11 protein-coding genes and 1 tRNA gene are annotated in these 12,157 nt (G+C 64.8%); 3 read left to right on the plus strand and 9 right to left on the minus strand.

Annotated features, from left to right (window positions below; all coding sequences use genetic code 11):
• Window positions 1–265 precede the first annotated feature (265 nt).
• The 5 genes from rpsJ to rpsL form a co-directional block, all read right to left on the minus strand.
• The gene (gene rpsJ / locus ASF14_RS02115; protein WP_007406109.1) at window positions 266–574 is read right to left on the minus strand and encodes a 30S ribosomal protein S10; all 309 of its coding nucleotides are present in this window, start codon (window positions 572–574) and stop codon (window positions 266–268) included.
• Between the two features lie 499 nt (window positions 575–1,073).
• Window positions 1,074–2,267, minus strand: coding sequence for an elongation factor Tu (gene tuf / locus ASF14_RS02120; RefSeq protein WP_056430753.1), 1,194 nt, complete (start codon window positions 2,265–2,267; stop codon window positions 1,074–1,076).
• Window positions 2,268–2,399: 132 nt separating this feature from the next.
• On the minus strand, window positions 2,400–4,475 hold the full coding sequence (fusA, locus tag ASF14_RS02125; RefSeq protein ID WP_056430756.1) for an elongation factor G: 2,076 nt from the start codon (window positions 4,473–4,475) through the stop codon (window positions 2,400–2,402).
• A 147-nt stretch (window positions 4,476–4,622) separates the two neighbouring features.
• Window positions 4,623–5,093 carry a 30S ribosomal protein S7 gene (gene rpsG / locus ASF14_RS02130; RefSeq protein WP_042491196.1) on the minus strand — a complete coding sequence of 157 codons (471 nt, stop codon included), beginning with the start codon at window positions 5,091–5,093 and terminating at the stop codon, window positions 4,623–4,625.
• 66 nt (window positions 5,094–5,159) lie between these two features.
• A complete protein-coding gene (gene rpsL / locus ASF14_RS02135; RefSeq protein ID WP_007406072.1) occupies window positions 5,160–5,531 on the minus strand; it encodes a 30S ribosomal protein S12 in 372 nt (123 codons plus the stop codon).
• Window positions 5,532–5,835: 304 nt separating this feature from the next.
• Here rpsL and ASF14_RS02140 point away from each other — a divergent pair.
• Window positions 5,836–5,911 (plus strand) — tRNA-Trp (locus ASF14_RS02140).
• Between the two features lie 192 nt (window positions 5,912–6,103).
• Here the strand turns inward: ASF14_RS02140 and ASF14_RS02145 are convergent.
• The 4 genes from ASF14_RS02145 to ASF14_RS02160 all read right to left on the minus strand — a co-directional run bounded on the left by ASF14_RS02145 (window position 6,104) and on the right by ASF14_RS02160 (window position 9,168).
• Entirely contained in the window at window positions 6,104–6,412 is a 309-nt protein-coding gene (locus ASF14_RS02145; RefSeq protein WP_056430759.1) for a hypothetical protein, read from the minus strand.
• Between the two features lie 114 nt (window positions 6,413–6,526).
• Entirely contained in the window at window positions 6,527–7,204 is a 678-nt protein-coding gene (locus ASF14_RS02150) for a DUF1013 domain-containing protein (protein WP_056431378.1), read from the minus strand.
• A 157-nt stretch (window positions 7,205–7,361) separates the two neighbouring features.
• The gene (locus ASF14_RS02155) at window positions 7,362–8,066 is read right to left on the minus strand and encodes a hypothetical protein (RefSeq protein WP_056431382.1); all 705 of its coding nucleotides are present in this window, start codon (window positions 8,064–8,066) and stop codon (window positions 7,362–7,364) included.
• A gap of 94 nt (window positions 8,067–8,160) precedes the next feature.
• Entirely contained in the window at window positions 8,161–9,168 is a 1,008-nt protein-coding gene (locus ASF14_RS02160; protein WP_056431385.1) for an NAD(P)H-quinone oxidoreductase, read from the minus strand.
• Between the two features lie 127 nt (window positions 9,169–9,295).
• Between ASF14_RS02160 and ASF14_RS02165 the strand changes: the two genes are divergently transcribed.
• Window positions 9,296–9,490 (plus strand): DUF1192 domain-containing protein, encoded by a 195-nt coding sequence (locus ASF14_RS02165; RefSeq protein WP_056430762.1) that lies wholly within the window; start codon window positions 9,296–9,298, stop codon window positions 9,488–9,490.
• Between the two features lie 188 nt (window positions 9,491–9,678).
• Window positions 9,679–11,997: an ATP-dependent Clp protease ATP-binding subunit ClpA gene (gene clpA / locus ASF14_RS02170; protein ID WP_056430765.1), complete on the plus strand. Its 2,319-nt coding sequence runs from the start codon at window positions 9,679–9,681 to the stop codon at window positions 11,995–11,997.
• Window positions 11,998–12,157 lie beyond the last annotated feature (160 nt).

A 12,157-nucleotide genomic window follows, 5' to 3' on the forward strand; every position in this document is an offset into this window, starting at 1 on the left:
CAGAGGCCCCCAAGAACCATTCAAGGGGGGCATATCCAGCCCGATTAAAGCGAAACGAGCCCCCGTCCCGGGCTGGCGACCGGCAAGCCGGTCAGACGGGGGACGCTGCCCCGGCACCATCTCGCTTGCGCGAAACCACCGGGCGGTATCCCTAAAGAGTGCCGGATCGCGGGAGCGACCTCGGCGCGTTTCCTGGTAGCTTCAGAACCGGAAAACGCCAAAATCCCGTGGGACGGAATCGTCGACCACGGGAACGCTGGCCCTCTTACGCCAGCTTGATCTCGACATCAACACCTGCGGCGAGGTCGAGCTTCATCAGCGCATCGACGGTCTGCGGGGTCGGCTGCACGATGTCCAGCATCCGCTTGTAGGTGCGGACCTCGAACTGCTCGCGCGACTTCTTGTCGATGTGCGGACCACGGTTGACCGTGAACTTCTCGATGCGCGTCGGAAGCGGGATCGGACCGCGGATGAGGGCGCCGGTGCGGCGCGCGGTGTCGGCGATGTCGCCAGTGGCCTGATCGAGCACGCGATGGTCGAACGCCTTCAGACGAATGCGGATATTGCTGTCCATGATCCCTACCGATGCGAAAGAGCGGGCTTTCGGCTCGCGGTCACGATGAACGACAAGTGCGATCGGCTATCCGACCAAGCACCCGACCGTCCGCCGTGAAGGCGACCCTGGGCCGAAACAAACTCTGGGTTACGACAGGAGCGGCGAACCACCCTGCCCTCACTAAAAGCAAAAGGCCGACTCCGGTGTTTCCGGTGCCAGCCGATTCCCTCAAGGCGTGTGCCTATACGCATATGGGCCGGGGGCCGCAAGGGGCGGATGCGGGTTTTTGTTGGAGGGGATGGAACCGGGCGGCGACTGCCGCAAACCCACCCTCCTTTCAGCCTGAGCGAAGTCGAAGGCCACGCTCTGACCGGCCCGCCTGGCGTGCACTTCAACTTCGCTCAGTGCGAACGGAGGGGGCAATCGGAACACCCTCACCCTTCCCACCCGCCTACGGCCCGACCCCGTCGCCGGGGCCGGCCCTTTCCTAAAGAAGTTTCAGGCTTTCGCCCAAGACTTACTTGTCGATCGAGCTGACGACGCCCGCGCCGACGGTACGGCCGCCTTCACGGATCGTGAAGCGCTGACCGATGTCCATGGCGATCGGAGCGATCAGCTTCACGCCCAGAGCGACGTTGTCGCCCGGCATGACCATCTCGGTGCCCTCAGGCAGCTCGACGGTGCCGGTGACGTCGGTCGTGCGGAAGTAGAACTGCGGACGATAGTTCGCGAAGAACGGGGTGTGACGGCCGCCTTCTTCCTTCGACAGGACGTACACTTCCGACTGGAAGTCGGTGTGCGGGGTGATCGAACCCGGCTTGGCCAGAACCTGACCACGCTCGACTTCGTCACGCGCCACGCCACGGATCAGCGCGCCGATGTTGTCGCCGGCCTGACCCGAGTCGAGCAGCTTGCGGAACATTTCAACGCCGGTGACGGTCGTCTTGCGGGTGTTGTTGATGCCGACGATCTCGACTTCTTCACCAACCTTGACGATGCCGGTCTCGACGCGGCCGGTGACGACGGTGCCGCGACCCGAGATCGAGAACACGTCTTCGATCGGCATCATGAACGGCTTGTCGAGCGGACGCTCCGGCTGCGGGATGTATTCGTCGACCTGCTTCATCAGCTCGAGAACGGCATCCTTGCCGAACTTGTCGTTCGAACCCGACAGCGCGCAGGTCGCCGAACCCTTGACGACGGGGATGTCGTCGCCCGGGAATTCGTACGAGCTGAGCAGCTCGCGGATTTCCAGCTCGACCAGCTCGAGGATTTCCTCGTCGTCGACCAGGTCGACCTTGTTCATGAACACGACCATCGCGGGCACGCCGACCTGGCGGGCGAGCAGGATGTGCTCGCGGGTTTGCGGCATCGGACCGTCGGTCGACGAAACGACGAGGATCGCGCCGTCCATCTGCGCCGCGCCGGTGATCATGTTCTTCACATAGTCGGCGTGGCCCGGGCAGTCGACGTGCGCATAGTGGCGCGCTTCGGTCTCATACTCGACGTGCGCGGTCGAGATGGTGATGCCGCGCTCACGCTCTTCCGGCGCCTTGTCGATGTTCGCGAAGTCCACCGCCGCGTTGCCGGCGACGTTGTCAGCCAGAACCTTGGTGATCGCTGCGGTCAGCGAGGTCTTGCCATGGTCGACGTGGCCGATGGTGCCGATGTTGAGGTGCGGCTTGTTCCGCTCGAATTTTGCCTTTGCCATTTTCCTACCTTCTGAATCGAATTCGGTGCCGCATCCGAGGCCACGCGAACGCGGCCCCATAGCGGGTGTTTGAAGCGATTGCCAGCCCCTAGCGTGTCCGCACCCCTGGTTGCCCGGGGGCGCGGGAGACGCTTAGGCCATCTTCGCCTTGACCTCGTCCGCAACGTTCTGCGGCACTTCGTCATAGTGCGAGAACTGCATCGAGTACTGCGCACGGCCCTGGGTGAACGAGCGGAGCGCGTTCACATAGCCGAACATGTTCGCCAGCGGGACCATCGCCTCGACCGTCTGCGCGTTGCCGCGCGTGTCGGTGCCCTGGATCTGGCCACGACGGCTGTTCATGTCGCCGATGACGTCGCCCAGATAGTCTTCCGGGGTCACGACTTCGACCTTCATGACCGGCTCGAGCAGCGTGATGCCCGACTTCTGGGCCGCTTCGCGCATCGCGCCGCGGGCACAGATTTCGAACGCCAGCGCCGACGAGTCGACGTCGTGGTACGCGCCGTCATACAGCAGGACTTCGAAGTCGATGATCGGGAAGCCGACCAACGAACCGGTTTCCGCGGTTTCACGGAAGCCCTTCTCGATCGCGGGGATATATTCCTTCGGAATGTTACCGCCCTTGATCTCGTCCTTGAAGACGAAGCCCGAACCACGCTCGCCCGGGGTCAGCTTGACCTTGACGCGGCCGAACTGGCCGGTGCCGCCCGACTGCTTCTTGTGCGTATAGTCGATGTCGACCGGCTTCTTGAGGTATTCGCGATACGCCACCTGCGGCGCACCGACATTCGCCTCGACCTTGAACTCGCGCTTCATGCGGTCGACCAGGATCTCGAGATGGAGCTCGCCCATGCCCTTGATGATGGTCTGGCCCGACTCGGCGTCCGAGGTCACGCGGAACGAGGGGTCCTCGCGAGCGAGACGATTGAGCGCGACGCCCATCTTCTCCTGGTCGGCCTTGGTCTTCGGCTCCACCGACAGCTCGATCACGGGCTCGGGGAATTCCATGCGCTCCAGGATGATCGGGGCGTTCTGCGCGCAGAGCGTGTCACCGGTCGTGGTATCCTTGAGGCCGGCCAGCGCGACGATGTCGCCGGCATAGGCTTCCTGGATGTCCTCACGGCTGTTCGCATGCATGAGCAGCATGCGGCCGATCTTTTCCTTCTTGTCCTTGACCGAGTTCAGGACCTGCGACGAGGTCTCGAGCTTGCCCGAATAGATGCGGGCGAAGGTCAGCGAACCGACGAACGGGTCGTTCATGATCTTGAACGCCAGCGCCGAGAAGGGCTCGGTGTCCGACGAAGGACGCTCGTCCGGCGTCTCGCCGTCGAGCTTCACGCCCTTGATGGCCGGAACGTCGAGCGGCGACGGCAGATAGTCGATGACCGCGTCGAGCAGGGGCTGCACGCCCTTGTTCTTGAACGCCGAGCCGCAGACCACGGGGACGAACGCCATTTCCAGCGTGCCCTTGCGGATCAGCGCCTTGAGTTCGGCGACCGAAGGCTCATTGCCTTCCAGATACGCTTCCATCGCGGCGTCGTCTTGCTCGACGGCCATTTCGATCAGGTCGCTGCGATACTTCGCAGCCTTCTCGGCCAGTTCCTCAGGAATGTCCTGATATTCGAACTTCGCGCCCAGCGACTCTTCGAGCCAGATGATCGCGCGATTCTCGACCAGGTCGACGAGACCCTTGAAGCCGCCCTCGATGCCGATCGGCAGATACAGGACCGCCGGACGCGCGCCCAGGCGCTCGATGATCGAGTTCACGCAGAAATAGAAGTCGGCGCCGGTGCGGTCGAGCTTGTTGACGAAGCACATGCGCGGCACGCCGTACTTGTCGGCCTGACGCCACACGGTTTCCGACTGCGGCTCAACACCCGCCACGCCGTCGAAGCAGGCGACCGCGCCGTCGAGCACGCGGAGCGAACGCTCCACTTCGATGGTGAAGTCGACGTGCCCGGGGGTGTCGATGATGTTGATACGGTTGTCATTCCAGAAACAGGTCGTCGCGGCCGACGTGATCGTGATGCCGCGCTCCTGCTCCTGCTCCATCCAGTCCATGGTGGCGGTGCCTTCGTGCACTTCGCCGATCTTGTAGGACTTGCCGGTGTAATAAAGAATGCGCTCGGTCGTGGTCGTCTTGCCGGCATCGATGTGCGCCATGATACCGATGTTGCGATACTTCTCGAGCGGATGGCTGCGGGCCATGATCGATCTTCCTCAAGCGTAGGGGGGAGCCGGTTGGCCCGGCTCCCCCTTATATAGGCTGTTTGCGTGACCAGCGGAAGACCGCCGGCACCGCACCCTGAAAAGGTTGCGGCAGACCGGACATACATCCGGTCCGCCGCAAGACCCTTACCAGCGGTAGTGCGAGAAGGCGCGATTCGCTTCCGCCATGCGGTGCGTATCTTCGCGCTTCTTGACCGCGTTGCCGCGGTTGTTCGCGGCGTCCATCAGCTCACCCGACAGACGGGCGGCCATCGTGTTTTCCGAACGGGCGCGCGATGCGCCGATCAGCCAACGGATGGCCAGAGCCTGGGCGCGCTCCGGACGGACTTCGACCGGAACCTGGTAGGTCGCACCGCCGACGCGGCGCGAACGGACTTCGATGCCCGGCTTAATGTTGTTCAGCGCATCGTGGAACACGCCGATGGGATCGCGCTTGGCGCGCGTCTCGACGGTTTCCAGAGCACCGTAAACGATGGCTTCGGCCACGGACTTCTTACCGTCCAGCATGACCGAATTCATGAACTTCGACAGGACCTCATCTCCGAACTTGGGGTCCGGCAGAATTTCCCGCTTTTCGGGACGACGACGACGAGCCATTCTCGTATTTCCTTACAAAACTTCAGCCTTTGATGGTCGAGGAGCCTCAGTTGAGGCCCGACCGGCTTACTTCGGACGCTTCGCGCCGTACTTCGAGCGGGACTGCTTGCGATCCTTCACGCCCTGCGTGTCGAGAACGCCGCGCAGCACGTGGTAACGCACGCCGGGAAGGTCGCGCACACGGCCGCCGCGGATGAGCACCACCGAGTGCTCCTGCAGGTTGTGGCCTTCGCCCGGGATGTACGAAATGACTTCGCGGCTGTTGGTCAGACGGACCTTGGCCACCTTGCGAAGCGCCGAGTTCGGCTTCTTCGGGGTCGTCGTGTAGACACGGGTGCAAACGCCGCGCTTTTGCGGGTTCTGCTCCATTGCAGGGACCTTGGACTTGGCCTTCTGCAGTTCGCGGCCCTTGCGGACCAGCTGGTTGATCGTCGGCATTGAAGCCTTCACCTTTCCATGAGGTTACTTTGCTGGAGCCATCACAGCACTTCGGAATACAAAAAGGGGCCATCGTGGCTTTCGCCCGGCCCTATTCGCATCCAGCAATGTTCAAGCTTGCCCGACGGATAAGTCCCGAATCCCGAGAAATCCCCTTCGTGCAGCGGCGGGCTATACGCGGGAGTCGGCCGATGGTCAATGTCGGCGCGGGAAGAGCCGACGGGCGTCGGCGATGCCAATCGCGAAAATAGTAAAACAGGCTATTGCCCCGACGGCGCAGCCGGGCTAATGGCGGCCGCCTCGCAGGAGTGTAGCTCAGTTGGTAGAGCATCGGTCTCCAAAACCGAGGGCCCACGGTTCGAGTCCGTGCACTCCTGCCACTTTTCCTAACATCGTTGGATTTGCCCGCACCGCTTAGGCGGCGAATGCACCTGCGCATTTATCCTCCCCGGTACGGGGAGGCGGCAGACCGAAGGTCTGACGGAGGGGGCTTCCACAAGCGACACCCCTCGCGGCACGCCCCCTCCACCATGCTTCGCATGGTCCCCCTCCCCGCGAGCGGGGAGGATTGATCAATTCACCGGTCGCGATCCCACGCCCGGCGGAGTCGCGGGGTCCACTTCGTCGATCTCGTCGCCGCGGTTGCCGCCACCGGCCCCTGCCCCGCTGCCATGCACCTCACCAGTCTTCGAGTCGACGGTGGCCCGCTTGCCATTGTCGTCCGGCAGCGACGTATCCGCATTGCCGTCCCCCGGTGCGGGCGGGGTGGTCGTCACGCTGCCCGAGGGTTCGGCACGCCCCATCGCCTGCTCGTCGTCGCGGTGATAGGCTTGGCCGCTATGGCCACGATCATGGTCGAAGGGCTTTTCCTGCTCGGACATGCATGGTCTCCTTTGGCCCGTTCAACGGGGCTGGGGAGACGCCGTTCCCCCAAATACAAAAGGGGCGCCCACCGCCAAGGTGGACGCCCCTTTTCGTCAGGCTGTCGCCTGCGCTCAGCTGCGGAACAGCGAGTGCGGGTCGATCACATCGTCATGATGGCCGACCGAGTCGACGTCGCGGCTCTGCTGCTCGCGCTCGGCGCGCAGCGAGGCGAGCAGGGCTTCGCGGTCGCCCTCCAGGCGCGTGTCGGTCGGCTGCGCATCGGCATTGCCGCCGGTCGCCTTGGCCGCCTTCGCCACCGCCGAGTCCAGCTCGCGCTGGGTGGTCAGACCCAGGGTCACCGGGTCCTTCGGGGTGATGTTGGCGATGTTCCAGTGGCTGCGGTCCCGGATCGCAGCGATCGTCGTGCGCGTCGTGCCGATCAGGTTCGAGATCGCGCCGTCCGAGATTTCGGGATGGTTGCGGATGATCCAGGCGATGCCGTCCGGCTTGTCCTGCCGCTTGCTGACCGGCGTGTAACGCGGGCCCTTGGTGCGGCGGACCTGCTCGGGGCCCTTGGTCATCTTCATGCGGTAATCGGGGTTGGCCTGCGCCTTCTCGATCTCGCTCTGGGTCAGCTCGTGCGCACGCACGGGGTCACGGCCGGTCAGCTTGGTCGCCGCCGTGTCGTCGGCGATCGCCTGGACTTCCAGGATGTGGAGGCCGCAGAAATCCGCGATCTGCTCGAACGAGAGCGACGTGTTGTCGACCAGCCAGGAAGCGGTCGCATGGGGCATGAGCGGCTGGGCCACGGGGATCACTCCAGTCGGAAAATAAAAGGGCCGCCCCTCACCGGAGCGGCCGTAGCTGCGACAAATCTAATGAAAGCCGTCCCCGAGAGCAAGGTGCGCTGCCACAAACTGCCGGGACATGGCGCGATAGACGTTGGCGACGCCCGCGTCCAGCCGGTCAGTTGTCGTCGTCGAACCGCCCGAAAGGCAGCGATTGCGAGGCGAGCGCGCGCGTCTTCGGCCCGTCCCCGGCGCGCAGCGAGGCCAGGACGGCGACACAGGCGCGTTGCAGGATGCGGTCGATCGGCGTCACCGTCCCGGCTCGCACCGCCGCCTCCGCCAGGGTCCGGCCGCGCGGATCGCGGGGATCCAGCTCCAGCCGCAGCAGCGCCGACAGCCCGGGAAACAGCGCCCGGTCACCGCCCAATGCTATCGCCCGGTCAAGCAAGGCGAACCCGACGCTCCGCTGCGCGCCCAGCGCCGCGCGGCCGACGATCGACCCCAGTTTCTTGACCGCGCCGATATGCCAGGCACCGAGTGCCAGTTGCGCCTCGGCATCGCGCGGATTCTGCGCCACCAGCGCCTCGAACTGGCGGCGCGCGGTGATCGCGTCGCTGCGATTGCCGGTCAGCTTGGCGCGGTAGCCGAGCGCGGTGGCCCGCATCAGCAGGGACTCGTGATCGTCGGGCGTCCGCTTCAGGGCGTTGGCCGCCACCGTATAGGCACTCGAAACGCGGCGCAGCGCGCTCGCCTCGTCGGAATCGCCGAACGATGCCTGGGTCAGCAGCTCGCGCGCCGATTGCGCCCGGGCCGGAGCCGCCATCGCCAATCCGGCCGCCAGACCCATGCAAACCAGCCCGATCCGGCCACCATGCTGCACCATCGCCATCCCCCATGGACTCGGCACGGGGAGACGGCCGATCCGGTCGCTCGATCCGTTGCAATCTTTTGCAGCGGGATCAAGACCGGCCTGCCGGTCAGTCGGCTGCGGCCCCGTCCGCCGCCCCGTCCATCGTCAGGACGATCTTGCCCAGATGGTCGCCCGCTTCCATCCGGCGATGTGCCTCGGCAGCCTGGACCAGTGGGAAGCTGCGGTCGATGACGGGACGCAACCGCCCCTCCTCGACATGCGGCCAGACCAGCCGCGACAATTCGTCGGCGACCATCGCCTTGAAATCCCGGTCCCGCCCGCGCAGCGTCGAGCCGGTCAGGATCAGGCGGCGGCGCATGATCTCCCAGATCGGGATTTCCGCCTTGGCGCCGCGCTGCACCGCGATCGACACGTGGCGGCCATCCTCGGCCAGGCATTTCAGGTTGCGCGGCACATAATCGCCGCCGACCATGTCGAGCACGATGTCGACGCCGCGCCCCTCGGTAAAGTCCTTCACCGCCTCGACGAAATCGACCGCCTTGTAGTTGATCGACTTGGCCGCGCCGAGCTTCTCGGCCGCCGCGCATTTCTCGTCCGAGCCCGCCGTGACGATCACCGTCAGCCCGAAGAGGCGACCCAGCAGGATCGCCATGGTGCCGATGCCGCTGGTCCCGCCATGCACCAGCAACGTGTCGCCCTGGTCGGCATAGGCGCGCTCGAAGACGTTGGTCCACACGGTGAACAGCGTCTCGGGCAGCGCGGCGGCCTGCACCATCGACAGGCCGTGCGGGACCGTCAGGCAATGGTCGGCGACCGCCACCGCATATTCGGCATAGCCGCCGCCGCCGATCAGCGCGCAGACCGGCTGGCCGAGCATCTCGGGTCCGACGCCCTCACCGACCGCGACGACCTGGCCCGCAATCTCCAGTCCCGGGATCGAGGGCGCGCCCGGCGGCGGCGGGTAGAGACCCTGGCGCTGCATGACGTCCGGCCGGTTCACCCCGGCGGCGGCGACGCGGATCAGCACCTCGCCCTCGCCCGGATGGGGCGTCGGGCGTCGGACAGGCACCAATACCTCGGGACCGCCCGCCCCTTCGGGGTCGATGGCGGTCATCGTCTTCGGGATATCGCCGATCCCCATTCCCTCGCCAAATGCGTGCACCGGCTGCCATCCCCCATCATCGGCTCTCGTCCCACCGTTATTGACATCGGCGGCGACCGGGTCAACGCTGCATCCCATTATGGAACAGGACGATTCTCCGATCCGCCTTCCCGACGCCCTGGCCGCGTTGGTCCAGACCGATCTCGATCCGCTGTCGCTCGCCGAGCTGGAGACGCGGATCGCGGTGCTGGAGCAGGAGATCGCGCGGACCCGCCGCCACATGGAGCGCGCCACGCTCCACCGCGCCAGCGCCGACGCGCTCTTCAAGCGGTGACGCGCATGGGCCTCACCCGGCGCGCACGCACCGAGGCGGTCCCCTCTTCTTCGCACAATGTTTTTTGCTTCGCGCGATACGCTTTGTTCAGCGGCCGCGCGTTACACCCGCTTGATGCCGGGCCTCCCCGTCCCGACATTGGTCGAAACGAGGCGTCAGTCCATGACGCTTCGGAAGGAGTATCGTAGATGCCATCTTTCGCCCCCGCGCTCGAGACCACGCTTCACAAGGCGCTGGAAGCCGCGACCGTGCGGCGCCACGAATATGCCACGCTGGAGCACCTCCTCCTCGCGCTGATCGACGACGACCATGCTTCCAAGGTGATGGAAGCGTGCCATGTCGACACGGGCGAGCTGAAGGCGACGGTGGCCCAGTATCTCGACACCGAACTCGACGCGCTGAAGGTCGAGGCGGCGACCGACCCCTCCCCCACCAGCGGGTTCCAGCGCGTGGTCCAGCGCGCGATCCTGCACGTCCAGTCCTCGGGCCGCGACGAAGTGACCGGCGCGAACGTGCTGGTCGCGTTGTTCTCCGAGCGTGAATCCTATGCCGTCTATTTCCTGCAGCAGCAGGACATGAGCCGCCTGGATGCCGTCAGCTTCATCAGCCACGGCGTCGGCAAGGGCGGCGCGACGAGCGAATCCACCCCGCCCAAGGGCGTCGAGGAGGAAAAGCCCGCCAAAGCGCCTGAGAAGGGCAAGGCGGAGAGCGCGCTCAAGCAGTTCACCGTCGACCTCAATGAAAAGGCCAAGATCGGCAAGGTCGATCCGCTGATCGGGCGCGGGCCCGAAGTGGACCGCACCGTTCAGATCCTGTGCCGCCGGTCGAAGAACAATCCGCTCTATGTCGGTGATCCCGGCGTCGGCAAGACCGCCATCGCCGAGGGCCTGGCGCGCAAGATCGTCGAGGGCGACGTGCCCGAAGTGCTGCTCAACGCGGTCATCTATTCGCTCGACATGGGCGCGCTGCTGGCGGGCACGCGGTATCGTGGCGATTTCGAGGAGCGGCTGAAGGCGGTCGTCAACGAATTGGAGAAGCTGCCCCACGCAGTGCTCTTCATCGACGAGATCCATACCGTCATCGGCGCGGGCGCGACCAGCGGCGGGGCGATGGACGCGTCGAACCTGCTCAAGCCCGCTTTGTCGGGCGGCACGATCCGCTGCATCGGCTCGACCACCTATAAGGAGTTCCGCAATCACTTCGAAAAGGACCGCGCCCTGCTGCGCCGGTTCCAGAAGATCGACGTGAACGAGCCGACGATCGAGGATACGATCAAGATCCTGGCAGGGCTCCGCTCGGCGTTCGAGGATCACCATCAGGTCAAATATACCCCCGATGCGATCAAGTCGGCGGTCGAGCTGTCGGCGCGCTACATCAACGACCGCAAGCTGCCCGACAAGGCGATCGACGTGATCGACGAGGTCGGCGCGATGCAGATGCTGGTGCCGGTCAGCAAGCGCAAGAAGACGATCACGCCCAAGGAGATCGAGGCCGTGATCGCCACCATGGCGCGCATCCCGCCCAAGAGCGTGTCGACCGACGACCGCCAGCAGCTGGAGACGCTGGAGACCGACCTGAAGCGCGTGGTGTTCGGCCAGAATGCCGCGATCGAGAACCTGTCCTCGGCGATCAAGCTCAGCCGGGCGGGTCTTCGCGATCCGGACAAGCCGATCGGCAACTATCTGTTCACCGGCCCGACCGGCGTCGGCAAGACCGAGGTTGCGCGCCAGCTGGCGACGATCCTGGGCATTCCGCTCCAGCGGTTCGACATGTCCGAATATATGGAGCGTCACTCGGTCAGCCGTCTGATCGGTGCCCCTCCGGGCTATGTCGGTTATGACCAGGGCGGTCTGCTGACCGATGCGGTCGACCAGAATCCGCATTCGGTGCTGCTGCTCGACGAGATCGAGAAGGCGCATCCCGATCTGTTCAACATCCTGTTGCAGGTGATGGACAATGGGAAGCTGACCGATCACCACGGCAAGACGGTCGATTTCCGCAACACGATCCTGATCATGACGACCAATGCGGGCGCCGCCGACATGGCGCGCGAGACGGTCGGCTTCGGCACCCTCACCCGCGAGGGCGAGGATGAGCAGGCGGTGCAGAAGATGTTCACGCCGGAATTCCGCAACCGCTTGGATGCGATCGTGCCCTTCGGCTATCTGCCGCCCGAAGTCGTGGCGCGGGTGGTGGACAAGTTCATCCTCCAGCTTGAACTGCAGCTGGCCGACCGTCACGTCCATATCAGCCTGGACGAGGCGGCGAAGAGCTGGCTCACCGAAAAGGGCTATGACCGTCTGTATGGCGCGCGTCCGATGGGCCGCCTGATCCAGGAGAAGATCAAGCAGCCGCTGGCCGAGGAACTGTTGTTCGGCAAGCTGGTCCATGGCGGCGAAGTGACGGTGAAGATGAAGGACGGCGCGCTGTCCTTCGCGATCGAACCGGCCGCGCCCAAGAAGCCGCGCAAGAAGGGCGGCAAGCCCGCCGCGATCGACGCAAGCTGATCGACTGCACCGAAATGGTGACGATTGAAGAAGGGCCGGGTGGCGACACCCGGCCCTTTTCATGTGCATTTTGGATTGTCTCATCCATGAGGCGCGGTGATACATGTAAACTGTGTTACGCCGCCGTTAACTCTATTTTCGGCCTTTCGCAGACAGATGG

The sequence above is a fragment of the Sphingomonas sp. Leaf257 genome, assembly GCF_001422185.1.
Lineage (GTDB): Bacteria > Pseudomonadota > Alphaproteobacteria > Sphingomonadales > Sphingomonadaceae > Sphingomonas > Sphingomonas yabuuchiae.

Coding starts and splice junctions, on each gene's coding strand:
- rpsJ (WP_007406109.1), bottom strand. CDS start 574: ATGGACAGCAATATCCGCATTCGTCTGAAGGCGTTCGACCATCGCGTG.
- ASF14_RS02155 (WP_056431382.1), bottom strand. CDS start 8,066: ATGGTGCAGCATGGTGGCCGGATCGGGCTGGTTTGCATGGGTCTGGCG.
- tuf (WP_056430753.1), bottom strand. CDS start 2,267: ATGGCAAAGGCAAAATTCGAGCGGAACAAGCCGCACCTCAACATCGGC.
- fusA (WP_056430756.1), bottom strand. CDS start 4,475: ATGGCCCGCAGCCATCCGCTCGAGAAGTATCGCAACATCGGTATCATG.
- rpsG (WP_042491196.1), bottom strand. CDS start 5,093: ATGGCTCGTCGTCGTCGTCCCGAAAAGCGGGAAATTCTGCCGGACCCC.
- clpA (WP_056430765.1), top strand. CDS start 9,679: ATGCCATCTTTCGCCCCCGCGCTCGAGACCACGCTTCACAAGGCGCTG.
- ASF14_RS02160 (WP_056431385.1), bottom strand. CDS start 9,168: ATGACCGCCATCGACCCCGAAGGGGCGGGCGGTCCCGAGGTATTGGTG.
- ASF14_RS02145 (WP_056430759.1), bottom strand. CDS start 6,412: ATGTCCGAGCAGGAAAAGCCCTTCGACCATGATCGTGGCCATAGCGGC.
- rpsL (WP_007406072.1), bottom strand. CDS start 5,531: ATGCCGACGATCAACCAGCTGGTCCGCAAGGGCCGCGAACTGCAGAAG.
- ASF14_RS02165 (WP_056430762.1), top strand. CDS start 9,296: ATGGAACAGGACGATTCTCCGATCCGCCTTCCCGACGCCCTGGCCGCG.